Below are 26401 nucleotides of genomic sequence, written 5' to 3'. Positions count from 1 at the left end.
GTAGCCGAAGTGCTGCCCCAATCCCCTCATCCCCCAGAAGCCTCACTAGTAGAAAGTTGAGATAATTGGGCAAGGGATAGGTCTTCAACCTCTGGTAACTTTTCTAGAGAGAGGGGAGTGGATTGGGTGGCACCAGATAAGCGTTTTAAAAGGCTAGGTCTGGGGTCATGCAATAGATAAATAATGCGATCGCCAATTTCCCAATCTTGGTTCGCTGGCATTACTTGTAAGCGTTCTGCTCGTTCTAGCAATAGCGGTATCAAAGCCCCAGTCCGAATCTTTTCTTGGATGCGATCGCATTGAGTCGAAAATTCCAACTCATCTAGCGTAGTTGTCCCCAACTTCACTCGTCCATCATTCAAATATTCATTCCAAGTTTTAATTGCTAAGTCTGGAATAAAAGCTTGATTAACTTTATTACTAGTCGAGGTACTCGCTTGCGGATCGCGCGGAAAAACAGCTAAGACTCGCGGGGGTTTAAACTCTTCAGCTGCTCGTTGAGCCAAAACAAAATTCACTTCGCCATTACTTGTCATAGCCAAAAAAGTACCTATAGAGGCAAGTCCTGCCTCTTCTAAAACCGCAGCATCCAACGCACTGCTGGCAATAACCCGGAGATTTTGTGCCTCGGCTTGCACAAGACATTCGGGGTCAGTATCAATCATCACCACGTTTTCTCCCCGTTCTTGAAAGAAACGAGCAATCACAAGACTCAAGGGATTACAACCCACAATTACTGCCCCAGTTACGTCCTTGGAGGTGATTTGTAGCCATTTAGCAACCCAGCCAGCTGTTAGCCCCTGGCAGACAACAGTCATGATAATAGTGAGGAAAACTAAAGCTTTAATGGAATCACCGCCGTTAATGCCCCGCTGTGTCAACGAAATCGCAAAAAAAGAAGCTACAGAGGCAGCAACAATTCCTCTCGGAGCAACCCAGCTTAAAAACAGTTTTTGTCGCCAGTTGAGGTCACTGTTCCAGGTACACAACAAGATATTGATTGGGCGAACGACAAACATTAGTACCAAAACAGTGAACAAACTACCCCAACCCAAAGCAAACACACTGGCAATGGATAGGTCAGCAGCTAATAAGATAAATAGCACCGAAACGCTGAGAATTGTTAGCTGACCTTTAAAGCTACGTAACAGACGTTCTTCCGGGACTGAGGAGTTAGCAAAGACTGCCCCTGCAACTACTGTTGTCATGACTCCCGATTCACTGCGGATCATCTGCGATAAGGTAAACAAGCTCCAAAGTATCGCCAACACCACTAAGTTTTTTAGCTCAAATGACAAAAAACTGGCGCGTTTGAAAATCAAACTCATTAGATAACCGCCAGCACCACCAATTGCTGCACCAACACCCAGACGTATAAGTAAACCGACGATCGCATTGATGGGGTCAGCATCGCCGTTCAAAATCGTATCGAGGACAACGAAGGCGAGGATAGCCCCTACAGGGTCAATTAAAACCCCTTCTCCTTCTAAAAGTGTTGCCACTTGTCGATCTACATTGATTTGTTTGAGCAATGGGCCAACGACGGTTGGGCCTGTCACCACGACTATGGAAGCATAGAGAAAAGCTATGTTCCAGGGAAATTCACCTAGCCAGTGAGCAGCCATACTCCCGCCAAGCAGGGTAATTAGCGTTCCTTGAGTGACGAGCAATTGTAGGCTGACTGAAACTCTACCTAACTCACGCAGATCCAAGTTAAGTCCGCCTTCAAACAAAATGATTGCCGTTGCGAGGGCGACTATAACTTCCAGTCCAGTGCCTAGCGAATGGGGATGCAATAGCCCTATACCATCGGAGCCAAACAAAATGCCCAACAGCAATAACAAGACGATGCTGGGTACACGGAGGTATGCAGCCAGCACTTGGGCGCTAATGCCTGCAAAGACAGCGATCGCCATCTGTATGGTGATTTCAAAAGATGCTTCCATATTGTAGATTTTGAGCGATTTATTTCAAAATCTCTTGTAAAAAACCGTAGATATTAACTTTACAGGGTACAACATCATACCCTTTGTTCTTTGCTGTCTTCAGCGTTTTTTAGATATGTGTATACCCCGAAATTCCCCATACTCAACGCTGACGCACCCTGTGGCTGACCACAGAAGCATCAACGGACTTTTTTATCTGTCTCCATATCTTTGTATCTTCTTCAAGCTTTTGCTCCCACCCAGTTTAGCTGCCACAAACTTTTTTTGGCAAAACCTGTTGACAAAGGCAAGGAAATTGGTTAACTTATAAAAGGTCTGAGTCCGATGCCCCCATCGTCTAGAGGCCTAGGACACCTCCCTTTCACGGAGGTAACGGGGATTCGAATTCCCCTGGGGGTACTTAAAAACAATAAAAAGCAAAAGCTTTTTTGTTTGAAATCTAGCAATAAAAACCATCATCCAGGAATATCCTGAATGATGGTTTAGTTGTTGTTATGCATACGGCTCTTTGCTGGCTAGTTCTTCTACACGTTGGTGAATAGCCAAAAGATTTAACCGCAAATCTTTGCTCAGGCGATTTTCAATAATTCCCACTGGCATAGTGAGTTTAGGCCAAACTTGAATTGTGTAGGACAGATTTGTTCCTATATACTCACCGAAAGAATAAGGCTCTAAGCACCAGCTCCCAGAAAAGCCTTTAAAATCTCCCTCTACCATGCGAAAATTGATTGCTTTAGGGAAGCATTCTTCCAAATCTAGAACTACCCGCGCACAAAAGTTGAAATTCAGTAAGCGTTGGGAGCCTACTTGCTCCAGTCGAATTCCACCATCGGGATGCTCGATTAAACAACTCTTGGCGAGGTTGGGTAGAAAGTCAGGTAAGGCTTCATAATTTGTCAGAACCTTCCAGATTTGCTCCACTGGGTGGGGAATTTGGACTTTAGCACTGATTTGCCGCTGTCGCTCTGCTATTTTCTCAATTTGAACTTCTACCTGAGCAAGCAAATCCCCTTCTGGGTTGGTGTCATCAGTGGAAGACTGCAAATCAGGGTTCTCTGTTGTGTTCTGTTTTTTAGTCACTTTCAGAATTATGGTTTGCTTTCGTCAGAAAATTGGGGCAGAGTCAAGGTGAAGCAAATTTCGCTCTGTTCAGAATCCGAAATTGGGAGACTTTCAACAGCGATCGCTCCATTCAGATGCTGCACTAAAGACTTGACTAAAGCAAGTCCCAAGCCCGTCCCTGGAGTCCAGCGCCCTTTTCCCCGACGGAACTTATCAAAGATGTAGGTCGCTTCTTCTTCAGAGATGGCACGTCCTGTATTCGTTACCTTCATGATAACTTGATCGATTTGTTGATCGACTCGGTGAGCCGCTTCAAGATGGACTATTGTATCAGGCTCTGAGTATTTACAGGCATTCGTTAACAATTCTTGCAAGATGCGGTCAAAGCTCTCCAGTTCAGTTTGCAGTTTGAGCGATTCTTCCGGCAAATCTATAGAAATTTTTAATCCTTTTTCGCCTAGTTTTTTCTCGAAAGATGCTGCTATATCCTGAATTCTAGTATTTAAATCTATAGATTCTAATTGCGGGGCTTCGTGAGGCGACTCTAGCTTTTGGAGTGTCAACAAGTCATTAATCAAGTTGATTTCCTTTGAACATTCCTGCTCAAGAATATCTAGATATCTACCCTGACGCTCTGGTGCTATTCCTGGCAAACGCAAGTTTTTGATTGACATCAGCATATTTGTCAAAGGATAGCGTAGGCGATCGCTCATGTTACTCAAAAATTCATCTTTGAGTTCATTAAGTTTCCGTAGCTGCTCAACATACTGCCGTGTTCTTTCATGCAATTTTGCCTGGAGTTCTAGACTACTCTGTAGTTTCGCCGTCCGTTCATCTACCAACATTTGCACTTGGCGCAATGTCTGTGACTGAATTATGGCGTTACTCACTTGGGCGCAAACCATTTCCACAAGATTTAATTCTTCTGGCTGCCAATTGCGAATCACAGCTTGCTGTAGCACCAAGAATCCTAAAATTTTGCCTTGACTTTCCAATGGCACTAAAAGTACCGCAGGCAATTCCTCTATTGCAAATAATGGAGCAGCTATTAAGGTATCGTTTTGATCTGTATAGTCATCGAAAATTACTGATTTTCCAGAATCCATGAAGGCACGCTGGCATAAACCACAGTCTGAAATCAAAAAAGACTCAGCTAAGGTGTCTGGTTTACTAGTGCCAGAATTTTGTGTTTCTCTAGCCCATTGGGCGATTACACTAGCTTTCGCTTTGGGGATTTGTTTTTTAGCTTGAGTCTTAAATAGTGGATCTGTATATTTCAGTAATATGAGCAAACCCCGATCTGCCTGTAGAGATTCGGCTGTCGAAGTGATAACTAACTGGAGCATTTGATTTAGCTCCAAGTTGCTACGACTCAATATGGTTAATTGCTTGATCAAGCTTTGATGTTGCTTGCTTTTTTGCAGGGACTGCTCTTGATGAGTAATTTGTTTAGCTTGTGCCACTCCAGAAAAAGCGATCGCGCAAGCTGACTCCACTTCTTTGAGCAATTGTTTTTCTGATTCACTCCATTCATAAGGTTGGAATTTAATCAGATTAATCACTCCATTATTATTGCCACCAAACCGAGTGGGAATTGCCAAAACCGCTTTTATCGGTAGTGGCAAATATTGACACCCAATTACCAGACTGTTCTGAATTATGGAAATGTCTTCAATAGTCAATGGTTGGGCAGCGCATTGCAGCACTGGGGAGTGCATAAGCAACTGTTCCATCGAAAACATTTCTTCTGGGTGCGGCAACCCTAGATACTCATCAGCACACCAGTTAGTAGTAGTTGCTTCGTCTGATGTCTCATTCGCCACTGAAACCAAACAGCAGCAATCTACTTGAAAAGCAACTCCTAGCAATTGAGCAATCTCTTGCAGCATCAAAGCCGTAGCAGAGCTATTAGCAATGATTTGGTTAATTTTTTGTACCAACTCGCGGGCAGGTTCTTCCTGATGCTGCATCAGCTTGACTTGGTAAGGTTGTAGTCGATCTATGTCATCTATGTAATGTGGCGGCGATGATAAAGGCTTTTTCATTTTTGGCACGCCCTCGGATAGTAACCCCATTGTTCTTGCACCCAACCTCTTGGCATATTCTTCACCGTTAGTTGTGTTGCTACACCCTGATAATTGACAAATTTTGTGTGAATACTTTCTCTCACCTGTTATAGCCCTTTTCTATCTCAGATGGCCAAATTTCCACTGCATCAAGCAAATTGCTACATTGGTACATAAGTAATAAAATACTTAAGATATCCTATAAATGCTTAAGTTAGCTTATTTTTAACTGTTCTATCTTGAAATAATGCACTAACTTTATCCTGTCTGTAAGTATACATAAACCGTAATTTCTCTGGAATTACAGGAAAATTACCCTTCATATCACGTAAAATTACGCAACTTACTTTATAAAGCTTTATTACATTTCTTGAAACAACTAGTAGGTTTAACAAGCTACTCTTTGATCTCCGTAACTCTCAGTAAAATATCAATAAAAGTAAAGGAGGCAGGAAAAGGTTACTCTTGCAGTGTAGGCTTCTCTTCTCTACGAGAGGCTGCGCAACGAGACACACTCGTTTTCAGAACTACGATAGCGTAACTGTGGTAGGGAGTTCGTGAGCGTCTTGCTCTCAACCTGTGGTAGAAATTTGGAGTAGAGCTTAAATTTAAATAAATTTTTGCCGATCAGAGATTGCGACATTTCTGGCTAAATTTTGAATGCAGCCCAGTTATTTTTACTAATAACTGGGCTGCATTCGTCTGAATATAAAACGAAACCACATCTATTTTCAGAACAATATTTTTAAAAGTAGTAAGAGCATTTTGTACTCCTTGCTGGTAGGACGGGCTAGATGCCCGTTCTACAACAGGTTTCAAACAAAATGGACGAAGTTTATCCAGCCAAGCTCTCGACACTCAGAGGAACCATATCGCCATTCCTCGTTAGTCCTAACAACATTGGTTCTTGGGGTTGAATTAGTTGACCAGTAAGTACACAGCGTTCTTCTTGCTGAGCTGTGGCAGCTATGCTAGCTCGAATGTCGGATCGCGAAAATCGAGGCTTCCACTCACCTGATTTTTGCTGGACATAATTCCAAAGGATATCTCGGATCAGAGCTTGATATCCCTGATTCCCAGCTATTTCTTTGAGTTTATCTTTGAGTTCCCGTTCTAGGCGAATGCTGGTAACTTCCATATCGGTGGTTGGGGTGCGAGCGATCGTATGCATCAGTTTTTCTCCTTAAAGGTATAGACAGGATAGTAATACAAGTGTAGTATGTTTAAAGGAATGTTCAATAGGTGAAATTTTCTGTGAAATCCATTTACCCCATCTCTACTTCAATTTTGTGCGCTACCAATTGCCGAACCAATTGGGAATTAGCTGCTATGGAAGTGGAGTATTTATTTATGGGCGATGGTAGCCGGAATCATGGGCAAATCACAGAGGGCAATGATGATTATAAGTATGTAGGCATTAGTGCACTAATTGCAAAACCACAACTAAATCAACAAAGCGGGGGTTACAGGCAAAAGAATCCTGTACCGATATGAGACCAGAAGATTTTCCGGTCAATTCTAACCCCCGCTTCACGAAAACTNNNAGCGGGGGTTTTTTTATAAGGAGTNNNGCTGTGACGATATCTTCCATGCGCGGCGCGAACGCAATGCAAGTGTTAGAGCAATCTGTGGTGGTGTTTTCTCAAAATTACTTGCCACTATGTCGGGTCAATATCAAGCGGGCGATTGTGCTGTTAGTAACCAACAAGGCGCAACCGCTGGGTTTTACCGCAGAAAGCGGCTGGCAAGTTCACTCACCCAGTTTGGTAATTGATGTGCCAAAACATATTCGCTTGACAATCACTTCTAATGAGCGGATGTGGAAAGTTCCGCCAGTGAATCGGCGAGAAGTATTGCGACGAGACCATCACAGTTGCCAATATTGCGGCAGCAGCAAACATCTAACGCTAGATCATGTGATGCCGCGTTCTAAAGGCGGTTCTCACACTTGGGATAACGTAGTCGCAGCTTGTGAAAGATGTAACTCCCGTAAAGGCGATCGCACCCTGTTTGAAGTTGGTATGCAACTGCGTACCAAACCAAAACCGCCAATCCACCCCGCGATTTCTTTTGCTGAACAGTTTTGGATAGATATGCAAGCAAACCTGGAATAACAGGAGAGCATAAGGAATGCTGAAATTAACTTACACTGAAAGCAGTTTTGATTTGGAATGTGTCACTCTGTCGCTAGAAGAATGGGTAGCGCAACGAGTGATTTTAGCCCTGCGAGTTGGGCAAAGTTTGTGCATTGAACCCACTACCGCTTCCTTTTTGCTTCCTGTTGATTTACCAGGAGTAGAAGTACTGAGGTCTGAGGTAAAAAGAGATGACAGAGAAATCATTGCCCTTTGTGCGTGCGATGCCGAATATATGGAAGTCACCCTGCGGGGTTCTTGGCTATCAGCTAGTTCTAAGGATTCTGTCGGTGTGTTTGTCACCACTATGAGCGATCGCGCTGAGTTCTTTTTGCACAAACTTTGGCAGGAAGCTCAATCTTGTGCTTCTGTGATGAGTGAATAAACGAAATAGTTGGGTGACTCAATTTTGGATTTTGGATTNNNGATTTGTTCNNNCGTTGAAATTCGGGGGTAACTCTTGGANGACGCTGCGAGAACAAACATTTTGGGATTTTGGATTACNNNATCCAAAATCCCAAATTTAAAATCTAAAATCAGGTGAGGAGAATTTCTCACCCTTTATTGAGCCATTTTTAGTAGTTCAGGAATTGTCACAAATCGGTAGCCTTGCTGTTTGAGTCCGTTGATGATTTGTGGCAAAGCTTCTACAGTTCTGTGGCGATCGCCACCACCATCATGCATTAAAACAATGAAACCAGGTTTTGCGCCTTTCAGGACATTATTTACAAATGCCTGTGGTTTGGCGTGCGGATCGGTATCAGCGGAAGTTAGCGACCACATAATGACAGCATGTTTTTGGCTTTTGGCATAAGCGGCTAGTCCGTTGTTTAAAAAGCCTCCAGGAGGACGGAACAAAGAAGTTTTGACTCCTGTAGTTTTGTAGATCAGATCCGCTGTGCGATCAATTTCACTTTTGGCTGTAGCTTCATCCATTCGCCGATACCAATGATGCCAAGTATGGTTGCCAATGGCGTGTCCCTCAGCTACTTCACGCTTCGCTAGGTCAGGATTTGCTTGTAAAGCTTGTCCTACCCAAAAGAATGTGGCTTTAACATCATTTTGCTTCAAGATATCCAGCATTTCTAGGGTTGTCTTTGGCTAGGCCCATCATCAATGGTGAGAGCAATAACCTTTTCGTTGCTGCTGGGCTGCACCTTATAAACTGTTTTTCCCTGAAATTTAGCTGGGACTGTAAAGATAGGGTTTTCTACTTTGCCTGATGGTGGTAGCTGGGCATTAATTTGGCCCTTTGCTGGATCTTGAAGTGCAGTATGGATTTTGCTTACTGGCTGGTTCAACCCCGATTGTGGGGAGATACCTGGGGGAATACTACAAGCTGTAATACTAGAGGCGATCGCGACAATACTAATTATCTGTTGTCGCTTAAGGTAGTTGTCTGTCACGTCAGGCTTTTAAAGATTTACCCAATCATAAGCTGTAGTTTGACTTTTCAAAGGGTTTAGGGATCTGCAGGTTAATAGTGTCCCAGCCAGGAGGGTTTCGACACTCGGTTTATTGGTACTTTATTTTCACGCAAGTCCCTTAGCAAGTTCAAATATAAGTCCAGAAGCTTTTATAGACAATTTCAAAAAAACTTTCTAAAACCCCTTGACACCTCTTGTAGTATTTTGTAGTATATTGTAGTGAGACGAAAGACAAAGCTTCTCAAGAGTCAAATTTATGTTCTACATACAACTAAAGGACAGGCGTTGGAATAAACCAGAGTCCCCAGCCAACAAAGCTGCTTTTACTTGCAAACCATCGGCAGTAGAGGCAAAAAACGAAAAAAGTTCTAAGTTTGCACTCATTAAAACCACTGAATACATCCGTAATACACAACAGGTTTGCTACCTAGAGTTTCGGTTATTTTCCTAACAGTTTCTAACAGTAAAAAGTAAATTATCTGAACCTTGAAAACTAAATAAGAAATGGGCAAGTTCACCAACAAAATCTGTGCCTAAAAACTTCAAAGTTTAGGCACAGATTCAAAAAAATCGGGGTGTAGCTCAATTGGCTAGAGCGTTCCGTTGTCTGCGGAAATGTTGCGGGTTCAAGTCCCGTCACCCTGGTTGCAGTCCTGTAGGCGAATAGTTTAAGCCGTCAGCATCTCAAGCTGAAGATTGCGAGTGCGAATCTCGTCAGGACTCCCAAATGGCTGAGTAGCCAAGTGGTCGAAGGCGTCGGTCTGCAAAACCGACATCGTGAGTTCAAATCTCACCTCAGCCTTTGGTGCCGCAGTGTAGCTTAACGTAAAGCCCCAGGTTCATACCCTGGTATATGCGGGTGCAAATCCCGCCGCTGCCACCAAATGCAGGGATGGTGTAACGGTAACACCTCGTGACTCCAAATCCGATGTTCTAGGTTCAAATCCTAGTCCCTGTGTCAGACAATTTTAGATAAAAAAATTTCATCCAAAATCTAAAATTCGGTAAATTATGCCCTCGTAGACGAATGGTTAAGTCAGTGCTCTTTCAAAGCACAGATGCGAGTTCAATTCTCGTCGAGGGAATGATTAAGGGTCGGTGGCCGAGTCTGGCTGAAGGCGACAGTCTGTAAAACTGTTCTTTTTTGCGCGCAGGTTCAAATCCTGCTCGACCCACTATGGAGAGGTGGCTGAGTGGCTCAAAGCGTCCTCCTGCTAAGAGGAAACGGGTAGTTAATACCCGTCACAGGTTCAAATCCTGTTCTCTCCGTTTTGAGAGTGTGGTGTAACTGGATAACATCTCAGTCTACGAAACTGAAGATTTGAGGGTTCGATTCCCTCCGCTCTCGTTACATGATCTCTTCTTTTATCCCTCGGTAGCTCAGTTGGTAGTTAGCGCCTGTTTGAAGAACAGGAGGTCGTCGGTTCGATTCCGACCTGGGGGGCTTCGTTGCTTCATAGCTCAATGGTAGAGCAAGCGGCTGTTAACCGCGCGGTTGTAGGTTCGAGTCCTACTGAGGCAGCCAATTATAATTCGTAATTCGTAATTAAATAAGGGTTTATACTCACGTTTTTATAAACGGCTTGTATCTTAGTCGAGGTTAAAATCACCCTCAGAAAACATAATTACGAATTACGAATTACGAACTACGAATTGTTTAATGCCGGGTGGACGAATTGGGAAGTCGCATCGCTCTGAACGATGAGGTTGCAGGTTCAAACCCTGCCCTGGCAATAAAGCCCTGTGGTGTAATTGGCAACATAGCGCCCTTTGAAGGCGAAGATTCCAGGTTCGAGTCCTGGTGGGGCTGCCAAACTCTGCTCTTGTAGCCCAACTGGAAGAGGCTGCCGTCTCAAAAACGGTATATTGTGGGTTTGATTCCCACCAAGAGTACCAAAATTTGCTCCTGTAGCCCAATTGGAAGAGGTGACAGACTTAAAATCTGTTTGGTTGTGGGTTCGACTCCCACCAGGAGTACCAACGGGATGTAATTCAGTGGCCAGAAGCCATGCTTTGGGAGCATGGAGTCGCAGGTTCGAATCCTGCCATCCCGATATGCCCCTGTGACGGAACTGGCATACGTGCTGGAATCAGAGTCCAGATTTTGCAGGTTCAAATCCTGTCAGGGGCACTAAGCTCTCGTGGCGGAACGGAAGACGCACTAGACCGAGAATCTAGTTTTTTGCAGGTTCAAATCCTGTCGAGAGTACCAAAATATCTGGGTGTAGCGCAGTTGGGAGTGCGTGGGTTCAAGTCCCTCCACTCGCTTGCGTAGTCCTGTAGCTCAATTGGTAGAGTGTCTTCCTTACAAGAAGAATGTTGCGGGTTCAATTCCTGCCAGGACTACCAAATATTGGGAGTGTAGCTCAATGGAATAGAGCTTCGAGCTTCTACCTCGAAAGTTGTGGGTTCAAGTCCTACCACTCCCGTCTATGGGTCTGTAGCTTAATTGGTAAAGCGTCTAACTGGCTGTTAGAAAGTTGTCGGTTCAATTCCGACCAGTATCCACCAAAAAATATGGGGTCATAGCTCAAATGGCTAGAGCGCCTGCCTTGCAAGCAGGAGGTTATGGGTTCAATTCCCATTGATTCCACTGATGGTGTCTGAAGCCAAAGTGTCGAGGCGCTGGTTTGTGAAACCAGTCATAGCGGGTTCAAGCCCCGTCAGACACCCCTGAATGGAAGATGCCGCTGAATGGACGGCAACTGGTCTTGAAAACCAGGGTATGGGCAACTGTAGGGGTACNNNCGGGAAGCAAGCTACGATTCCTCCATCTTCCACNNNTCCACCTGGAGCCGAAAAGCGAGGCGCTGTGCTGATAACACAGAAATAGGAGGGGCAGTACCTCCCTGGTGGATTTATATCTAATGTTGGTATTACAAATCGCACTTGCTCATTTCTTTTCAAATTAACTAGGGTGGTTGGCATACCGGCTGTGCAGCGGGCTTTTAACCCGCAGAAATAGGTTCGACCCCTATACCACCCATTAAACAATTCAAAATTCAAAATTAAGAATTAGCTAATATGCAACTTGAATGCGTATTGGGTTATGAATAGCAACTAGCGATCGCTAGTTGAGCATGTTGCAATAATACATCTTTATCCAAAGTATGTATCGGATATTGCGGTGTTACTGCCAGTAGTTTCTCAATTCTTTCTCTAGCTGCTTCTACGACTGCTTCATCTAAGCTACCGTTACTGAGCGAATCAGCAAAATCTTCAGCAATCCGATAAGTTCTTTCAATAGATGATGAATTAATATTACGCGACACAATAAACAGATCGCAGCCTGCATTAAATGACCGCGCCACAGTACCAGCTTTCATAAACATATCTGAGATCGCTTTCATATCCAAATCATCAGATACAACTACTCCCTCAAAGCCAAGTTCCTCTCTAAGTATGGTTTTGAGGATAGCCTGAGAAAGCGTTCCTGGCACATCAGGATCTATCTTGGGAAATAAAATATGGACAGTCATAACCAAAGGAATCTGTACTTCGATTAAGGCTTTGAAAGGTATAAGTTCTCGAAGTCGCAGGTCTTCTAGAGTTAAATTCAGTATTGGTAACTCAATATGAGAGTCCTTGCTGGTGTCTCCATGTCCGGGGAAGTGTTTGGCGCATCCCAAAATTCCTGAATCTCGAAGTCCAAGGTAATAGTCACGGGCACCTTGAGTAGCAGTTTCGGGAGTGTTACCAAAGGCGCGAGCNCCAATCACAGGGTTGTCGGGATGGGAAAAAATATCGGCTACAGGTGCCCAAGATAAATTGATTCCTAGTGATTTGAGTTCTACCGCTGTGGCTTTTGCTACTTCATAAGCGTGCGATCGCAGCAATAAGGCATGAGGAAAGCGGGTAATTGGCGGTGGTGTACGAATTACACGACCTCCTTCATGATCGAGAGTCATGAACATAGAATCACGTTCAGTATATTCTCGTATCTGCCTGTTTAAATCCTTGAAGCTTTCCAGCCAAACCTGATATGGGGTGCTATCCAAAAAGTTCTTAGCAAAAAAGATTGCCCCAATCGGTTTCAATTCATTGAGTGCGCGTTTATCATCATCACTTAATGTCGTGCCAGAAATACCTAGAATCAGGTGATGTCCAAAGCGCTTGAGCTTCTGCGATACACCCATAATTTTTACCTATAAGTTGTGCGGTAAACAACTGGGTTGTTCAACCTAGAGGACATAGATTTTTATCCTACACCTTATGGGAAGCAGAAAGTTTTCCAAGTAGTCTTTAACCACTACCCCCGATATTTACTCAAAGCAAATACACGAATTAGCAAATAAATCAACTACTTTCAGACCACATTTGAGATTAACTTATTTTCAGTCAAAGGAAATACTTTTGTNTTGCCTAATTTTCCTCCATGTAAAGATAGATGAAATGCTCGCCCAAACCTATTGCCAACAATGGTATTAACAATTTGTTCGGGTAGGTGCGCGTAGGTAAAATTCCCTTTGGCAAAATTTTTTTGCGGAAGCGATCGCACAATAACTGCCAAATGTAACGGATTGCAACGTATAATGAGAACGATAAAACGGTTAAGAAATATTGAAGAGCAGTAGGGTTACATGCGAGTAGCGATCGCGGGAGCGGGACTAGCAGGACTTTCCTGCGCGAAATATCTTACAGACGCAGGTCACACACCCATTGTCTTGGAACGTCGAGACGTTCTAGGCGGTAAAGTGGCTGCATGGAAAGATGCTGATGGAGACTGGTACGAAACAGGTCTGCACATCTTTTTTGGCGCATATCCCAATATGTTGCGGTTATTCAAAGAACTGGACATTGAAGATCGATTGCAGTGGAAAGAACACACAATGATCTTCAACCAGCCAGATGCACCAGGTACTTACAGTCGCTTTGATTTCCCAGATTTGCCAGCACCAATTAATGGTATAGTGGCAATTCTGCGAAACAACGACATGCTGACATGGCCAGAAAAAATTCGCTTTGGCATCGGATTATTGCAGGTCATGATTCAGGGGCAAAAGTACGTTGAAGAAATGGACAAATATTCCTGGACAGATTGGCTGCGTAAACACAATATTCCAGAACGGGTCAATAAAGAAGTTTTTATTGCCATGGCCAAGTCGCTGAATTTCATCGACCCAGATGAAATTTCGGCAACCATTCTTTTAACTGCCCTCAATCGTTTCCTCCAGGAAAAAAATGGCTCGAAAATGGCCTTTCTGGATGGTTCGCCAACAGAACGATTGTGTCAGCCGATAGTAGATTACATCACCGAACGCGGTGGAGAAGTCCGCTTGAATGCCCCTTTGAAAGAGATTTTGCTAAACGCCGATGGTAGCGTCAAAGGATACTTGATTCGGGGGTTGAATGGCGAAGAAGATGAAGTTTTCACAGCGGATTTGTATGTATCTGCTAGCTCGGTTGACCCTCTAAAGGTGATTTTGCCAGCACCTTGGAAAGAAATGGAGTTTTTCCAAAAGCTAGAAGGCTTAGAAGGCGTGCCTGTGATTAACGTGCATTTGTGGTTCGATCGTAAACTTACGCAAATTGATCACTTGCTATTCTCGCGATCGCCCCTCCTAAGCGTTTATGCTGATATGAGCAATACCTGCCGTGAATACGCCAACCCCGAACGCTCGATGCTGGAATTAGTTCTAGCCCCGGCAAAAGATTGGATTGCCAAATCAGATGAGGAGATTGTGGCTGCCACTATTGCCGAGTTAGAAAAACTCTTCCCCGACCACTTTGGGGGAGACAATCCAGCAACATTGCTGAAATCTCATGTGGTGAAAACGCCCCGTTCAGTTTACAAAGCGACCCCTGGTCGTCAACAGTACCGTCCCTCGCAAACAACCCCCATTAGTAACTTCTATCTCTCAGGGGATTACACCATGCAACGCTACTTAGCCAGTATGGAAGGTGCCGTACTTTCTGGTAAGCTGACAGCGCAGGCGATTTCTGAGGCCCTCCCGGTAGCAAATTCCTCAAACCTGCAAACGCTCACCCGACCGCCCGCAACGAATGCTGCAACTGCCTGATTCCCCGCCGCGCATGAAAACGCTGGTCTCTGTAGACGAGTCATACAAACTTTGTCGGCATCTCACAGCAAAGTATGCCAAGACTTTTTACCTGGGTACTTTGCTTATGAGTCCGGTAAAACGTCAATCTATTTGGTCAATTTACGCTTGGTGTCGCCGTACAGATGAATTGGTGGATGGCCCTGCATCTGCTATTACCACGCCAGAAACCCTAGACCTATGGGAACAGCAGCTGGAATCGATTTTTGCGGGACGCCCATTAGAAAATTACGATGTAGCTTTAGTTGATACCCTCCAGCGCTTTCCGATGGACATTCAACCATTTCGGGATATGATTGCTGGTCAGCGCATGGACTTATATCGCAGTCGTTATGAAACCTTTGAGGATTTATACCTCTACTGTTACCGCGTTGCTGGCACTGTTGGTTTGATGTCAACATCAGTTATGGGTGTAGATAACACCATATATGCAGCACCGTGGCGGCAAAATAAACAACCATATCTTCCCACAGAAGAAGCGATCGCTCTCGGAATTGCCAATCAACTCACCAACATCCTGCGAGATGTAGGAGAAGATGCCAAACGGGGACGGATCTACATTCCCCTGGAAGACTTGGCAAAATTCAACTATACCGAGCAAGACTTCTTCAAAGGTGTGGTAGACGATCGTTGGCGGGCATTGATGCGCTTTCAAATTGACCGCGCCCGCCAATTTTACACCACATCCGACCAGGGAATTACTTATTTAGCATCCGATGCCCGTTGGCCTGTGTGGGCGGCATCAATGCTGTACGGTCAAATTTTGGAGGCGATTGAACGCAACGATTACGATGTATTCAATCAGCGGGCTTACGTTCCCCAGTGGAAAAAGTTACGCACCTTGCCCATAGCTTGGATGCGATCGCAAGTCCTTTAAAAAATTAGTCATTTGTCCCTAGTCCTTAGTCCTCAGTGTTTTATAAATAACCAATGACTAATCAGAAATGACCAATGACAAATGACTATTGACTCTTACTGGCAAGTCTGGTAACATTGATATTCGTGAGTCAGGAGAGGTGGCTGAGTGGTCGAAAGCGGCAGATTGCTAATCTGTTGTACGGCAGGCAACTCCGTACCGAGGGTTCGAATCCCTCCCTCTCCGTTTTTCGGCTTTTGATACACGGAGAATACTCTGTGTACAAAAAGTAATATTAATATCGGCGTAAATATTTCTACTCCCAAAGATGGATGATATGATTTATCCTTTGGAGTCTTGATAAGATCCAGCTAAGTTAAAAACCTAGTTTGGATCTTATTTTTAGGCTCCTAAGTATTTTGAGGAGTGAAAGTAATTTATGAGAAAAATTAGTGCCGCCTTAAGTTTAAGTATAGCTACCCTTGCGGCTGGGTTTCTACTTGGGGCTTGTGGTGATAGCAGTACCCCCAACGGCACAGCTAACAACGGAAGTACCGCTACTCCAGCAACAAACTCAACTGCTACAAGCAGTGCTAAAGGACTAAAAATTGGTTCCCTGCTACCGACAACAGGCGACTTAGCTTCTGTAGGACAGCAGATGTTAGGTTCCGTACCTTTACTGGTCGATACAGTCAACGCTTGCGGTGGAGTGAATGGCGAACCTGTTACCTTGGTGCAAGTAGACGACCAAACCGACCCGAAAGCTGGAGCTGTAGGTATGACCAAACTAGCAACTTTGGATAAAGTAGCAGGTGTAGTTGGTTCCTTTGCCAGTAGCGTTTCTAGTGCAGCAGTCTCCATTGCCACGCCGAATAAAGTCATGCTGGTTTCCCCTGGTAGTACCAGTCCTGTATTTACCGAAAAGGCTCAAAAAGGCGACTATAAAGGCTTTTGGGCGCGTACTGCTCCCCCCGATACATACCAAGCACTAGCTTTAGCCCAACTTGCCAGAAAAAAAGGTTTCAAGCGAGTTTCTACAGTCGTAATTAATAACGACTATGGCGTAGGGTTTGAAAAAGCATTCGTGCAAACTTTTGAAAAATTGGGTGGAACTATAGTTAATAAAGATAAGCCTGTCCGCTACGACCCAAAAGCTCAGACATTTGATACAGAGGCCGCTGCTGCATTTGCAGGTAAGCCAGATGCAGTACTGGCCGTACTCTATGCCGAAACTGGTAGTCTGTTCCTAAAGGCCGCCTATCAGCAAGGTGTGGCAAAGGGGGTACAGATTCTGCTGACAGATGGGGTAAAATCACCGACTTTTCCCGAACAAGTTGGCAAAGGCAGTGATGGTAAATATATTTTAACTGGAGCGATCGGTACAGTACCGGGTTCCGATGGTAAAGCATTAGAAGCTTTCAACAAGCTGTGGAAGGATAAAAAAGGTAGTGCGCCAGGGGAATACGCTCCTCAAGCTTGGGATGCAGCAGCTTTGTTGACATTGGCGGCGCAAGCTGCTAAAGAAAATACAGGCGTTGGCATAGCCAGCAAAATCCGGGAAGTTGCTGATGGGCCTGGCACAGAAGTTAGTGATGTCTGCGAGGGACTGAAGTTACTTAAAGATGGTAAAAAGATTAACTACCAAGGAGCTAGTGGCAACGTAGATGTTGATGCTAACGGCGATGTCGTCGGTGTATACGATGTTTGGACAGTAGGAGACGATGGCACAATCAAGGTGATTGACAAAGTTACCCCTAAGTAGAAACTTAGGAGTTAGGAGTGATGAGTTATAAATTTAATCTTAATAACTCTTAACTCCTAACTCCTAACTCCTAACTCCTAACTATTTAATCCCACTGAAGTTGTAACCAACTCCTAACAATAAGCCCACATCAGTTTCATCGAAAAATCCGGCATTGATAGCAGCTGTTGCCGTAAATTGAGAAGTTAGAGGCACATCAATGCCACCAGACACCAAAAAGGCAAATTTTGAATCATCACCAGTTTTGTAAGCTGCACCCACTCCGACGTAAGGTGCGATCGCTAATGGTTCGCTAAAAGCATCTGCTGATTTGAAGGTAAAATCGTAGGTGATCGGAAGTAGAACTGTGGTGTTATCCCCAAATACAGCTGAAGGTCGCACTGATATAGAATTTGTCAGTCCGATTTTGCTAACTACCGCAAAGTTACCATCGCCCAAAGACGTGTCACCACCATTCAAACCAATGTTAGCCGCGATACCAAGATAGCTACTACCACCACTGGTAGTTCTACCTAAATCAATATCCGATTGCGCCACTCTTGTCGCAGATGGTTGAGAAGTCGGTTGTACAGACTCAGAGGTGAGCGTTGCAGAGGAGGTCGCCACTGTGCCTGGAACGGGTATGGGTGTTACACTGGCGTTTTCTTGTATCCCAGTGTTGGGCAATTGCTCTACCTTAGTTAAATTTGTGACTGTAAAAGTTTCGGTTGTTTCTATAGAGAGATTTTGGCTAAACTCTTTGGGAGACGCTACGGTTGCGGAAGGTTCGGTTAATGGCTGATTGCTCGACTTGTTTACTGTCTGAGCGCTTGCAGATAAACCGCTGCTCAGGAATGCAAGAGCAGCTATGCTTGGCAACCAAAAAACACCTTTACGAAGAAAAATAGTATTCACGTTCACTCCTAAAACAATGTTGCCACGAAAAATAAAGATTTTTGTTGATTTAAGTCAACAAATTTGGGCAATATTCAAAATTTAACATCAAAAAATCGGTTTTTGCATTCTGACTTTACTTGATTTCTCTAGTTAATATTTACTAGCAAAAAATTAAATTCCATAGCAATCCTCAATCACTCGTGAGAAACAAGATACTCAACAACTTTTACCAAATCGGGGATTTGTGGGTTGCAATTTTCATAAATTGGAAGTGAATTGATATATTTATTTTAAATATCCTTAATTTGATAGATGACAAATAGTCTCTTTGCTTAAAATAAAGATAGGGTTTGTTAAGGAGGCGATGCCTACGGCGGGCTGCGCCAACGCAATTGCGACCTTTCCGATGTTCGCACAGCGTCTCGCAGAGAAGGAAAGAAGTTTTTTAGCATAGCTACTTTACTGCCAAAGACAGCTAAATTGTGAAGTGATATTACGAAGCTTGCAAAAATATTTAGAAATTGCCTAGAAGGCAAACATAGTTCTAACGTAGAACCTATTAGGAGAGACTGGAGGCAAATGTGATGAGCGAAAATAATATTCAAAAGTATCGGTTTGTCTGTACCCTGACTTTCGGTGATATCTACGGTCAAATAATTGTTTGGTTGATTACAATTACCCTAAGTTTGGCATCAGCTTTGGCACTGATGGGTGCCAAGCGGCCCGTGTACGCTTTAGCAACAGCGGGTCTTGTCGTTCTGCTATCGCTACCTTTCTTGTTGTTTGCGTTTGTCACTACCTTGTTAAATCATATTGAAGTTAGTCCTGTAGGGCTGGGAACCAAAATGGAACCTATACCAGGTAATGTGTCTCAACAACAACCTGTACAAGCAACTAGCTAAAGAGTTAGGAGTTATGAGTTACGAGTTATGAGTTATAAGTCACTCTATTTGTGCCATAACTCTTTGTTTTTAACTTTTTACTCCTAATTTAAAAATTTGTTATAACGTCCCTGTCTGTAGGCAGGGAATTTTTTTGTAGAGATGCTACTGTTACAACGCACTAGCTGATTAATCACCTCTCTACAATAGAACAGCAGTGGTTTGCAATCAGGGGGCTAATTATGCTGGAACACGATGTGATTATTGTCGGGGGTGGATTGGCGGGATGTCGTGCTGCTGTAGAAATTGCCCGCACTGACCCTAGTTTAAATATTGCTGTGGTTGCCAAAACCCACCCAATTCGTTCTCACTCGGTAGCGGCTCAAGGTGGTATGGCTGCATCGCTGAAAAATGTTGATTCCGAAGATACTTGGGAAGCACATGCTTTTGATACTGTCAAGGGTTCTGATTACTTGGCAGACCAAGATGCTGTAGCAATTCTCACCCAAGAAGCGCCAGGTGTGGTGATTGACTTGGAACACATGGGCGTTTTGTTCTCTCGCTTATCCGATGGGCGCATTGCCCAACGGGCTTTTGGCGGACACTCCCACAACCGCACTTGCTACGCTGCTGACAAAACCGGTCATGCGATTTTGCACGAATTGGTTAACAATTTGCGGCGTTATGGCGTGCAAGTTTATGAAGAGTGGTACGTGATGCGTCTCATTTTGGAAGAAAATGAGGCCAAGGGTGTGGTCATGTTCCATCTTTTGGATGGACATATAGAGGTGGTGCGGGCTAAGGCGGTGATGTTTGCCACAGGGGGCTATGGTCGCGTTTATAACACTACCTCTAATGATTACGCTTCTTCGGGTGATGGTTTGGCAATGACTGCGATCGCAGGTTTGCCCCTGGAAGATATGGAATTTGTCCAGTTTCATCCCACTGGTTTATATCCGGTAGGGGTGCTGATTTCGGAAGCGGTACGGGGAGAAGGGGCGTATCTGATTAATAGTGAAGGCGATCGCTTTATGGCGAACTATGCGCCCAGTCGGATGGAACTAGCTCCTCGTGATATTACCTCACGAGCGATCGCTTACGAAATTCGCGCCGGACGTGGTATTCATCTCAATGGCAGTGCTGGTGGCCCCTTTGTCTATCTGGATTTGCGCCATCTAGGCAAAGAAAAAATTATGAGTCGCGTTCCCTTCTGTTGGGAAGAAGCCCATCGCCTAGTAGGTGTTGATGCAGTAACTCAACCGATGCCAGTCCGCCCGACAATTCACTATTGTATGGGTGGTATACCAGTTAACACCGATGGGCAAGTTCGCAGTAGTGGTGATGGTTTAGTTGACGCTTTCTTTGCTGCGGGTGAAACATCTTGTGTTTCTGTACATGGTGCTAATCGCTTGGGGAGTAATTCTTTGCTGGAATGTGTCGTTTATGGCAAAAGAACTGGAGCTGCGATCGCAAAATTCGTGCAAAAACGTAAGTTACCCTCTGTAGATGAGCAACGGTACATAACAGAAGCCCAGCAACAAATTCAAGCTTTGCTAGAACAACCAGGACAGTACCGCATTAACCAAGTCCGTGAAGCTTTTCAGGATTGTATGACTGAGTACTGTGGTGTTTTCCGCACTGAGGCATTAATGACTGAAGGTTTACAGAAATTAGAAGAAATACAACAGCGATATCCTCAAATTTATTTAGATGACAAAGGTAGTTGCTGGAATACAGAACTCGTAGAAGCCTTAGAATTGAGAAGTTTGATGGTAGTAGGGCAGACCATTTTGGCATCAGCCCTAAATCGCCAAGAAAGTCGTGGCGCTCATTTCCGCGAAGATTATTCCCAACGAGATGATAGCAACTTTCTCAAACACACAATGGCATACTATTCACCAGCGGGAATTGATATTCAATATCGACCGGTGGCGATTACTATGTTTGAGCCAAAAGAGCGGAAGTATTAGTTAAAGGTAAATGTATGTGAGAAATCGAGGGGACTACAAAAATTTTGTCCACCTCGATTAATAACAGTAAGTGCGAAGATATTTTCTGTATGCCGTAAAATTCTGATTATAAAAACAAGATTTTTATTTAAAATATGAATAACCCACAAACTTGGTATATTGTCAAGCGTTCTGCTGGAAACTGTGAAATTATCCCCAGCGACCAAGTTGGCAACGATAATCTAGAAATTATAGAACAGTGGGGGCCTTTTAGTTCGCAAGAAGAAGCGATCGCTCGACGTGTCGGACTTATTAGGGCTGGAAAGTGCAAACCAGTTTAAGTTAGTAGTTAGAAGTTGACGGTGACGGACTTTATTCCTAACTCCTCACTATTCACTCCTAACTTTATTCCTAACTCTTCATTTTTCTGCTGTAGGTGTCCCCTGAGCAGCAATTTTTTTGCCTATCACTTCCACCGCTTTAGCAAATTGAGGGTCTGCAAAAGTAGCGAGTTTGTCACGTTCATGGAGCCACAAATCTTCCATCTGCTTTTTGCTCAAATCCACCTTCACATCTGGCGAAATGCCTTTGTGATTGATATCTGTACCATTGGGGGTATAGTAATGAGCAATTGTTACCGCTAATCCTGAACCATCTTCTAGGGGACGCACCGATTGCACTAGTCCCTTACCAAAGGTTTGAGTACCGACCAAAGTAGCACGCTTATTATCCTGCAAAGCCCCTGAGAGGATTTCACTGGCACTAGCTGAACCTTTATCTACCAACACCACCAATGGTTTAGTGGTCAAGGCTCGTCCGTTTGCCTCTTCCTTTTCTGCCTCTCCTCGGCGTTCAACGGTGGAGACAATCTTACCTTTATCTATCCACATTCGGGCAATATCCACACTAGAGAAAAGTAAGCCGCCTGGATTACCACGCAAATCAAGGATATATCCAGCTACCTTTTTGCTTTCTAAATCTTTGATAGCGGTTTGCATTTCTTTACCAGCATTGGCGCTGAACTGGTTCAAGCGGATGTAACCAAGATTTCCGGCTGGGGTTTTCTTTTGAGAAAACTTAACTGGATGGATTTCAATGCGCGCCCGTTTGATGTCAAACTGTTTTGTCTTACCGTCACGCTGAATAGTCAAGCGGACTTTAGATCCTGCTTCACCCCTAATCAAGGATACTGCCTGATTAGTATCCATCCCCTTAGTATCTTTGCCGTCAATTTTGAGAATGATATCTTTTGCTAAAACACCAGCTTTAAAGGCTGGTGTATCTTCGATTGGCGCAATTACAACCAATTGCTTGGTTTTTTCATCCTGACTAATGGTGATCCCAATCCCTGTCAATTCTCCAGAGGTATCCACCTGCATATTCTTGAATTCCGATGGGTCCATAAACCGGGTATATGGGTCTTCTAGCTTTTTCAGCATTTCCCGAATGGACTTATACGCATCCTGCGGATTACTGTAGGACTTGCTCAAGTATTCCTTACGAACAGCCTGCCAATCTACCTGATTAAAAGTACCGTCGACATATTGGCGCTGAACAATTTGCCAAACTTCATCTACTAATTCTTTAGGACTTGCTTTAAATAAAGCCTGACCTCGCGAATGAATGCCAAGGCTAGTAACAGCGATCGTGGAGAGTGTAACTGCCGTAGCACCCAAAACAAGCCTACTTTTTGTAATCACCATAATGACAGCTGCGTCAGAGGGAAATAATATAGTCAGTATGCTCAATCTAACACAGGCTACCACTGTACAGACCGAGTATGTATTCTTAATTNNNACAAAATACTTGACAATCAGGCGACCTNNNTGTTTAAAAGATACAAAGTTTTTGGGTATGGGGCATTAGGGGACTTCCAACTAAAAAAATATCCCATCGCTGTCTAGGCAGGGGAGCATACTTCTCTACGAGAGGCTGCACTTCGACTACGCTCAGTGACCACGCCAACGACTACGCTCAGTAACCGGGGGGCAGGGGGCAGGGGGAGAAAGAAAAATATTATCTGAGTAAATTGGATAATTTATTTTCTGGAAGTCCCTAGAAAGAGACAAGGAAGACAAGGGAGAGGGGGGAGACAAGGAAGAAACTTGTTAAATAATTCCCCCTTGTCCTCGTTGTCCCCCTCATCTCCCCTTGCCTCCCCTGCTCCTCTGCCCCCTTTAAGGTTCTACCCAGCGTTCATCTGCCTTAATGAGGTTAATTAATTCCTCTACACCTTTATCTTCTGGGACTTTTTTAATTTCTTCTCGACCACGATACAAAGAAATGTAACCGGGTGTTTTGCCGACATAACCATAGTCGGCATCGGCCATTTCTCCGGGGCCATTGACAATACAACCCATAACTGCAATGTCTAGTCCAGTTAAGTGTTTAGTAGCTTCCCGGACTTTGTGCAGTACTTCCTCTAGATTAAACAAAGTGCGTCCACAAGAAGGACAAGCGACGTATTCCACCATCGTTTTTCGCAATCCCAAAGCTTGGAGAATGCTGTAGCAGACGGGGATTTCTTTTTCTGGTGCTTCTGTCAGTGAGACACGAATTGTATCGCCAATGCCATCGGCAAGTAACGTGGCAATACCAGCCGTAGATTTAATTCGCCCGTATTCGCCATCACCAGCTTCCGTAACGCCTAAATGTAGCGGGTAATCCATACCCAGTTCATCCATGCGCTTGGCGATGAGGCGATAGGCGGCTACCATCACCGGGACTCGTGAGGCTTTCATGGAAACTACCAAGTTGCGGAAATCCAAAGATTCACAAATGCGGATGAATTCTATAGCAGATTCCACCATTCCTTCGGGGGTGTCACCATAAGTAAATAGCATTCTCTCTGCGAGAGAACCATGATTTACCCCAATTCGCATCGATTTTCCTTGGTCGCGCAAAGAAACTACTAGAGGTTCTAAGGTTTCCCGGATTTTATCGCCAATTTCGTCAAATTCACTTTTAGTATATTCAGTTCGATTGATGTTTGGCTTTTCAAACACATACAAACCTGGATTAATCCGTACTTTCTCTATGTGCTTGGAGACTTCCACGGCGATTTTTAGTCCGTTGTGATGGACATCAGCCACAATGGGCACATCTTGGTAAGTTTTAATTAATTTTTGTTTAATTTCTGCTAAAGCTTTAGCATGAGCCATACTTGGCACTGTGACGCGGACAATTTCGCAGCCTATTTCGTGCAGACGACGAATACCAGCCACGGAACCATCAATATCAAGGGTGTCTTCGTTAATCATTGACTGCACTACAACGGGGTAGCCGCCGCCAATGGTGACATTTCCCACCTTTACAGGGCGGGTTTTACGCCGCTTGATAGTTGTATCAAAGGTATCTTGAGGTGATGTGATGCTTGAAGTGTTTACTGTGGGCAGAGTTTGCATAACCTGATTAGGTAAATTTGCTGTTGATCAAATATCAGATTTAATAAATCTCTGTTTCCCAGATTGCCACAGCTAGCGCTTTTTTGGACGATTAATATAGAAAAAAATGGAGAATCAGAAAGGCAAAGAAATAAAGAGCAATTGAGAAGTTTTGCTCTTTTGTAAAGATATATTGCTTAAAAATGTTTTTCAGTGAGTAGCTTGAGTGCGATCGCTAAATTTATGTTTCCCTAATACAAATATACTATTGAATAAACAGATTACACATCCCACCAGCTAAATTAGACTTATCACCAAATGCTTTAACTCCCATGCTAGAAAAAACATCTACATTCCAGAAAGCCATAGAAGCAGTAGAAGCATTAGATCCAGAAGCTCAGGCTATTCTTGTAGATATTATCCAAAAGCGCCTTAAGCAACAGCGACGGGATGACTTATTAAAGGCGGTTGCAGAAGCTCGTGAAGCTTATGCTAAAGGGGAAGTACGTAGTGGAACTGTTGCTGATTTAATGGCGGAGTTAGATGATTGATGCAGCTGCTATGGAGTGCAAGATTTATTCGAGATTTTAAGCGTTTAGCCCGTCGAAATCCAGAATTACGCTCTGTAGTTGAGCAAAGATTACAACAACTTGCTGAAGAGCCGTTTTACCCTAGCTTGCGTACTCATAAACTTAAAGGGGATTTATTGGGTATATGGGCTTGTTCCATAGACTACAGCAATCGGATTCTATTTGAGTTTGTCCCTCATCCCGATTCAGGGGAATTAGTAATTTCTTTGTTGACCTTGGGTTCTCATGATGATGTTTACTAAGGTGACACTAGACTTGAGAAATATTTGGGGATTGAAATCATAGATGTTATTACAGAATAAAAGCGGCTGTAATTATGCACACCCAAATAACACCCCAACTACCAATTCCCCCGCACTTTAACTCAGAGAAAGTCGGCGAAGTCTGGCGCGTACCTTACCAAGAACGTGCCGCCGAAGCTGAAATCTGGACAAAACAACACGATATAAAACCTACATCTTTAGATAAAACCCGTATTTGCTTACTTTTAATTGATGTTCAAAACACCTTCTGCATCCCTGGATTTGAATTATTTGTAGGTGGAAAATCCGGGAATGCGGCGGTGGATGATAACGTCAGATTATGTGAGTTTATCTATCGAAACTTGGGAATAATCACGAAAATTGTACCAACTCTAGATACTCACACAGCAACGCAAATCTTCCATCCGATCTTTTGGGTGAACGCCGCCGGAGAACATCCCACTCCAGCAGCGACTAGCATCACACCAGCAGATGTTGAACAAGGTATTTGGAAAGTTAACCCAGCAGTTGCTAATAGTGTTACTAATGGGGATTATGAATTATTAGAAAAACACGCTTACCATTACCTTGAAAAACTTAGTCAAGATGGGAAATATCCCCTCACTGTTTGGCCTTATCATTCTATGTTGGGTGGTATCGGTCATGCTCTAGTGTCATCGGTAGAAGAAGCGATATTTTTCCACGGCATTGCGCGTCAGAGTCAAACGCAATTTGAAATTAAAGGTGAAAATCCTTTAACAGAAAACTATTCCATCTTACGTCCAGAAGTGTTGGAAGATTTTGAGCAACGTCCACTTGCTCAAAAAAACACGCGCCTAATTAAACAACTTTTAGAATATGATGCAGTAATTATTGGTGGTCAAGCTAAAAGTCACTGCGTCGCTTGGACAATTGACGATTTATTAACAGAAATTAAACAGGTAGATGCCACCCTTGCTCAAAAAATCTATCTGTTAGAAGATTCCACTTCCCCCGTTGTTGTCCCCGGTGTTGTGGACTACACAGAACAGGCAGATGCGGCATTTACAAGGTTTGCAGAGGCAGGAATGCACATTGTAAAATCTAGCGAAAATATAGCATCCTTTATTTAACGCAAAGGATCGTAAAGGTTTCGCAGAGGAACACAGAGATTTCCTTTGCGTTCCT

Annotated in this window: 21 protein-coding genes, 26 tRNA genes and 1 pseudogene; 39 read left to right on the top strand and 9 right to left on the bottom strand. The window is 43.9% G+C overall.

From position 1 onward, the window contains the following. Window positions 1–26: 26 nt before the first annotated feature. Window positions 27–1946, bottom strand: a complete 1920-nt coding sequence (locus QUD05_RS09770) for a cation:proton antiporter (RefSeq protein WP_289795861.1) — start codon at window positions 1944–1946, stop codon at window positions 27–29. A 326-nt stretch (window positions 1947–2272) separates the two neighbouring features. On the opposite strand from QUD05_RS09770, the gene QUD05_RS09765 reads away from it, so the two are divergent. Beyond that, a tRNA-Glu gene (locus tag QUD05_RS09765) sits at window positions 2273–2345 on the top strand. A gap of 93 nt (window positions 2346–2438) precedes the next feature. On the opposite strand, the gene QUD05_RS09760 is transcribed toward QUD05_RS09765, so the two are convergent. From QUD05_RS09760 to QUD05_RS09750, 3 genes are all read right to left on the bottom strand, one after another. Continuing rightward, on the bottom strand, window positions 2439–3026 hold the full coding sequence (locus QUD05_RS09760) for an SRPBCC family protein (RefSeq protein ID WP_289795860.1): 588 nt from the start codon (window positions 3024–3026) through the stop codon (window positions 2439–2441). 8 nt (window positions 3027–3034) lie between these two features. Beyond that, window positions 3035–5053 carry a GAF domain-containing sensor histidine kinase gene (locus QUD05_RS09755; RefSeq protein ID WP_289795859.1) on the bottom strand — a complete coding sequence of 673 codons (2019 nt, stop codon included), beginning with the start codon at window positions 5051–5053 and terminating at the stop codon, window positions 3035–3037. Window positions 5054–5909: 856 nt separating this feature from the next. Then, complete coding sequence (locus QUD05_RS09750) at window positions 5910–6245, bottom strand: ribbon-helix-helix domain-containing protein (protein ID WP_094347436.1); 336 nt, start codon at window positions 6243–6245, stop codon at window positions 5910–5912. 71 nt (window positions 6246–6316) lie between these two features. On the opposite strand from QUD05_RS09750, the gene QUD05_RS09745 reads away from it, so the two are divergent. The 3 genes from QUD05_RS09745 to QUD05_RS09735 all read left to right on the top strand — a co-directional run bounded on the left by QUD05_RS09745 (window position 6317) and on the right by QUD05_RS09735 (window position 7594). Then, complete coding sequence (locus QUD05_RS09745) at window positions 6317–6568, top strand: hypothetical protein (RefSeq protein ID WP_289795858.1); 252 nt, start codon at window positions 6317–6319, stop codon at window positions 6566–6568. Between the two features lie 113 nt (window positions 6569–6681). Continuing rightward, window positions 6682–7188, top strand: a complete 507-nt coding sequence (locus QUD05_RS09740) for an HNH endonuclease (protein WP_289799932.1) — start codon at window positions 6682–6684, stop codon at window positions 7186–7188. Window positions 7189–7204: 16 nt separating this feature from the next. Further along, a complete protein-coding gene (locus QUD05_RS09735; RefSeq protein ID WP_289795857.1) occupies window positions 7205–7594 on the top strand; it encodes an alr0857 family protein in 390 nt (129 codons plus the stop codon). 176 nt (window positions 7595–7770) lie between these two features. On the opposite strand, the pseudogene QUD05_RS34345 reads toward QUD05_RS09735, so the two are convergent. Further along, window positions 7771–8615, bottom strand: a pseudogene (locus QUD05_RS34345) (polysaccharide deacetylase family protein). Between the two features lie 277 nt (window positions 8616–8892). Here QUD05_RS34345 and QUD05_RS09725 point away from each other — a divergent pair. The 25 genes from QUD05_RS09725 to QUD05_RS09605 all read left to right on the top strand — a co-directional run bounded on the left by QUD05_RS09725 (window position 8893) and on the right by QUD05_RS09605 (window position 11622). Next, entirely contained in the window at window positions 8893–9087 is a 195-nt protein-coding gene (locus QUD05_RS09725; protein WP_289795856.1) for a hypothetical protein, read from the top strand. Between the two features lie 120 nt (window positions 9088–9207). After that, window positions 9208–9281 (top strand) — tRNA-Asp (locus QUD05_RS09720). A 4-nt stretch (window positions 9282–9285) separates the two neighbouring features. Continuing rightward, window positions 9286–9362 (top strand) — tRNA-Glu (locus QUD05_RS09715). Window positions 9363–9365: 3 nt separating this feature from the next. After that, window positions 9366–9438 (top strand) — tRNA-Cys (locus QUD05_RS09710). A gap of 7 nt (window positions 9439–9445) precedes the next feature. After that, a tRNA-Met gene (locus QUD05_RS09705) sits at window positions 9446–9519 on the top strand. A gap of 3 nt (window positions 9520–9522) precedes the next feature. Then, window positions 9523–9594: transfer RNA gene (locus tag QUD05_RS09700), tRNA-Trp, on the top strand. Window positions 9595–9650: 56 nt separating this feature from the next. Next, window positions 9651–9721: transfer RNA gene (locus QUD05_RS09695), tRNA-Glu, on the top strand. Window positions 9722–9728: 7 nt separating this feature from the next. Continuing rightward, window positions 9729–9811 (top strand) — tRNA-Tyr (locus QUD05_RS09690). 4 nt (window positions 9812–9815) lie between these two features. Continuing rightward, window positions 9816–9905: transfer RNA gene (locus tag QUD05_RS09685), tRNA-Ser, on the top strand. A gap of 4 nt (window positions 9906–9909) precedes the next feature. Beyond that, window positions 9910–9984, top strand: a tRNA-Arg gene (locus QUD05_RS09680). A gap of 21 nt (window positions 9985–10005) precedes the next feature. Next, a tRNA-Phe gene (locus QUD05_RS09675) sits at window positions 10006–10080 on the top strand. A gap of 6 nt (window positions 10081–10086) precedes the next feature. After that, window positions 10087–10161, top strand: a tRNA-Asn gene (locus QUD05_RS09670). 136 nt (window positions 10162–10297) lie between these two features. Next, a tRNA-Gln gene (locus tag QUD05_RS09665) sits at window positions 10298–10370 on the top strand. A gap of 3 nt (window positions 10371–10373) precedes the next feature. Next, window positions 10374–10449: transfer RNA gene (locus tag QUD05_RS09660), tRNA-Gln, on the top strand. Window positions 10450–10455: 6 nt separating this feature from the next. Then, window positions 10456–10532, top strand: a tRNA-Leu gene (locus QUD05_RS09655). Window positions 10533–10538: 6 nt separating this feature from the next. Continuing rightward, window positions 10539–10616: transfer RNA gene (locus QUD05_RS09650), tRNA-Leu, on the top strand. Between the two features lies 1 nt (window position 10617). Next, window positions 10618–10690 (top strand) — tRNA-Pro (locus tag QUD05_RS09645). A 3-nt stretch (window positions 10691–10693) separates the two neighbouring features. Further along, a tRNA-Leu gene (locus tag QUD05_RS09640) sits at window positions 10694–10767 on the top strand. Between the two features lie 4 nt (window positions 10768–10771). Beyond that, window positions 10772–10848 (top strand) — tRNA-Leu (locus tag QUD05_RS09635). A gap of 61 nt (window positions 10849–10909) precedes the next feature. Further along, window positions 10910–10985: transfer RNA gene (locus QUD05_RS09630), tRNA-Val, on the top strand. Window positions 10986–10991: 6 nt separating this feature from the next. After that, a tRNA-Arg gene (locus QUD05_RS09625) sits at window positions 10992–11065 on the top strand. A gap of 5 nt (window positions 11066–11070) precedes the next feature. Then, window positions 11071–11147 (top strand) — tRNA-Ala (locus QUD05_RS09620). A gap of 8 nt (window positions 11148–11155) precedes the next feature. Beyond that, window positions 11156–11229, top strand: a tRNA-Ala gene (locus QUD05_RS09615). Between the two features lie 6 nt (window positions 11230–11235). Next, window positions 11236–11308, top strand: a tRNA-His gene (locus tag QUD05_RS09610). Between the two features lie 243 nt (window positions 11309–11551). Beyond that, window positions 11552–11622: transfer RNA gene (locus QUD05_RS09605), tRNA-Lys, on the top strand. Window positions 11623–11683: 61 nt separating this feature from the next. On the opposite strand, the gene QUD05_RS09600 is transcribed toward QUD05_RS09605, so the two are convergent. Then, window positions 11684–12772, bottom strand: a complete 1089-nt coding sequence (locus QUD05_RS09600; protein WP_289795855.1) for a glycoside hydrolase family 3 N-terminal domain-containing protein — start codon at window positions 12770–12772, stop codon at window positions 11684–11686. 444 nt (window positions 12773–13216) lie between these two features. On the opposite strand from QUD05_RS09600, the gene pds reads away from it, so the two are divergent. From pds to QUD05_RS09580, 4 genes are all read left to right on the top strand, one after another. Beyond that, on the top strand, window positions 13217–14656 hold the full coding sequence (gene pds, locus QUD05_RS09595; RefSeq protein WP_289795854.1) for a 15-cis-phytoene desaturase: 1440 nt from the start codon (window positions 13217–13219) through the stop codon (window positions 14654–14656). Beyond that, on the top strand, window positions 14640–15572 hold the full coding sequence (crtB, locus tag QUD05_RS09590) for a 15-cis-phytoene synthase CrtB (protein WP_289795853.1): 933 nt from the start codon (window positions 14640–14642) through the stop codon (window positions 15570–15572). The genes pds and crtB overlap by 17 nt, the downstream gene beginning before the upstream one ends. Window positions 15573–15705: 133 nt before the next feature. Next, a tRNA-Ser gene (locus QUD05_RS09585) sits at window positions 15706–15797 on the top strand. Between the two features lie 193 nt (window positions 15798–15990). Further along, the gene (locus tag QUD05_RS09580) at window positions 15991–17313 is read left to right on the top strand and encodes an ABC transporter substrate-binding protein (protein WP_289795852.1); all 1323 of its coding nucleotides are present in this window, start codon (window positions 15991–15993) and stop codon (window positions 17311–17313) included. Window positions 17314–17394: 81 nt separating this feature from the next. On the opposite strand, the gene QUD05_RS09575 is transcribed toward QUD05_RS09580, so the two are convergent. Further along, window positions 17395–18207, bottom strand: a complete 813-nt coding sequence (locus QUD05_RS09575) for a hypothetical protein (RefSeq protein WP_289795851.1) — start codon at window positions 18205–18207, stop codon at window positions 17395–17397. A 566-nt stretch (window positions 18208–18773) separates the two neighbouring features. Here QUD05_RS09575 and QUD05_RS09570 point away from each other — a divergent pair. The 3 genes from QUD05_RS09570 to QUD05_RS09560 all read left to right on the top strand — a co-directional run bounded on the left by QUD05_RS09570 (window position 18774) and on the right by QUD05_RS09560 (window position 21360). After that, entirely contained in the window at window positions 18774–19091 is a 318-nt protein-coding gene (locus QUD05_RS09570; protein ID WP_289795850.1) for a hypothetical protein, read from the top strand. A 221-nt stretch (window positions 19092–19312) separates the two neighbouring features. Further along, window positions 19313–21040, top strand: a complete 1728-nt coding sequence (locus QUD05_RS09565) for a succinate dehydrogenase/fumarate reductase flavoprotein subunit (RefSeq protein WP_289795849.1) — start codon at window positions 19313–19315, stop codon at window positions 21038–21040. A gap of 134 nt (window positions 21041–21174) precedes the next feature. Further along, a complete protein-coding gene (locus QUD05_RS09560; protein WP_289795848.1) occupies window positions 21175–21360 on the top strand; it encodes a DDE transposase family protein in 186 nt (61 codons plus the stop codon). A gap of 78 nt (window positions 21361–21438) precedes the next feature. Here QUD05_RS09560 and ctpC read toward each other — a convergent pair whose 3' ends face one another. Beyond that, complete coding sequence (ctpC, locus tag QUD05_RS09555; RefSeq protein ID WP_289795847.1) at window positions 21439–22722, bottom strand: carboxyl-terminal processing protease CtpC; 1284 nt, start codon at window positions 22720–22722, stop codon at window positions 21439–21441. Window positions 22723–23196: 474 nt separating this feature from the next. Then, the gene (gene ispG / locus QUD05_RS09550) at window positions 23197–24423 is read right to left on the bottom strand and encodes a (E)-4-hydroxy-3-methylbut-2-enyl-diphosphate synthase (RefSeq protein WP_289795846.1); all 1227 of its coding nucleotides are present in this window, start codon (window positions 24421–24423) and stop codon (window positions 23197–23199) included. 311 nt (window positions 24424–24734) lie between these two features. Between ispG and QUD05_RS09545 the strand changes: the two genes are divergently transcribed. The 3 genes from QUD05_RS09545 (at window position 24735) to QUD05_RS09535 (ending at window position 26346) form a co-directional block, all read left to right on the top strand. After that, a complete protein-coding gene (locus tag QUD05_RS09545) occupies window positions 24735–24953 on the top strand; it encodes a hypothetical protein (RefSeq protein ID WP_190955524.1) in 219 nt (72 codons plus the stop codon). Beyond that, the gene (locus tag QUD05_RS09540) at window positions 24953–25234 is read left to right on the top strand and encodes a type II toxin-antitoxin system RelE/ParE family toxin (RefSeq protein WP_289795845.1); all 282 of its coding nucleotides are present in this window, start codon (window positions 24953–24955) and stop codon (window positions 25232–25234) included. The genes QUD05_RS09545 and QUD05_RS09540 overlap by 1 nt, the downstream gene beginning before the upstream one ends. Window positions 25235–25308: 74 nt before the next feature. Beyond that, a complete protein-coding gene (locus QUD05_RS09535) occupies window positions 25309–26346 on the top strand; it encodes a cysteine hydrolase family protein (protein ID WP_289795844.1) in 1038 nt (345 codons plus the stop codon). The last annotated feature ends 55 nt before the right edge of the window (window positions 26347–26401 follow it).

Source organism: Nostoc sp. GT001 (assembly GCF_030382115.1).
Classification (GTDB): Bacteria; Cyanobacteriota; Cyanobacteriia; order Cyanobacteriales; family Nostocaceae; genus Nostoc.
Note: the sequence above shows the minus strand (reverse complement) of the source record. Positions and strands in the feature narration are given on the sequence as shown.

What these genes read in the sequence shown, in the direction of transcription:
- QUD05_RS09770 (WP_289795861.1), bottom strand. Translation starts at nt 1,946, where the DNA reads ATGGAAGCATCTTTTGAAATCACCATACAGATGGCGATCGCTGTCTTT.
- QUD05_RS09755 (WP_289795859.1), bottom strand. Translation starts at nt 5,053, where the DNA reads ATGAAAAAGCCTTTATCATCGCCGCCACATTACATAGATGACATAGAT.
- QUD05_RS09750 (WP_094347436.1), bottom strand. Translation starts at nt 6,245, where the DNA reads ATGCATACGATCGCTCGCACCCCAACCACCGATATGGAAGTTACCAGC.
- QUD05_RS09740 (WP_289799932.1), top strand. Translation starts at nt 6,682, where the DNA reads ATGCAAGTGTTAGAGCAATCTGTGGTGGTGTTTTCTCAAAATTACTTG.
- QUD05_RS09735 (WP_289795857.1), top strand. Translation starts at nt 7,205, where the DNA reads ATGCTGAAATTAACTTACACTGAAAGCAGTTTTGATTTGGAATGTGTC.
- QUD05_RS09725 (WP_289795856.1), top strand. Translation starts at nt 8,893, where the DNA reads ATGTTCTACATACAACTAAAGGACAGGCGTTGGAATAAACCAGAGTCC.
- pds (WP_289795854.1), top strand. Translation starts at nt 13,217, where the DNA reads ATGCGAGTAGCGATCGCGGGAGCGGGACTAGCAGGACTTTCCTGCGCG.
- crtB (WP_289795853.1), top strand. Translation starts at nt 14,640, where the DNA reads ATGCTGCAACTGCCTGATTCCCCGCCGCGCATGAAAACGCTGGTCTCT.
- QUD05_RS09580 (WP_289795852.1), top strand. Translation starts at nt 15,991, where the DNA reads ATGAGAAAAATTAGTGCCGCCTTAAGTTTAAGTATAGCTACCCTTGCG.
- QUD05_RS09570 (WP_289795850.1), top strand. Translation starts at nt 18,774, where the DNA reads ATGAGCGAAAATAATATTCAAAAGTATCGGTTTGTCTGTACCCTGACT.
- QUD05_RS09565 (WP_289795849.1), top strand. Translation starts at nt 19,313, where the DNA reads ATGCTGGAACACGATGTGATTATTGTCGGGGGTGGATTGGCGGGATGT.
- QUD05_RS09560 (WP_289795848.1), top strand. Translation starts at nt 21,175, where the DNA reads ATGAATAACCCACAAACTTGGTATATTGTCAAGCGTTCTGCTGGAAAC.
- ctpC (WP_289795847.1), bottom strand. Translation starts at nt 22,722, where the DNA reads ATGGTGATTACAAAAAGTAGGCTTGTTTTGGGTGCTACGGCAGTTACA.
- ispG (WP_289795846.1), bottom strand. Translation starts at nt 24,423, where the DNA reads ATGCAAACTCTGCCCACAGTAAACACTTCAAGCATCACATCACCTCAA.
- QUD05_RS09545 (WP_190955524.1), top strand. Translation starts at nt 24,735, where the DNA reads ATGCTAGAAAAAACATCTACATTCCAGAAAGCCATAGAAGCAGTAGAA.
- QUD05_RS09540 (WP_289795845.1), top strand. Translation starts at nt 24,953, where the DNA reads ATGCAGCTGCTATGGAGTGCAAGATTTATTCGAGATTTTAAGCGTTTA.
- QUD05_RS09535 (WP_289795844.1), top strand. Translation starts at nt 25,309, where the DNA reads ATGCACACCCAAATAACACCCCAACTACCAATTCCCCCGCACTTTAAC.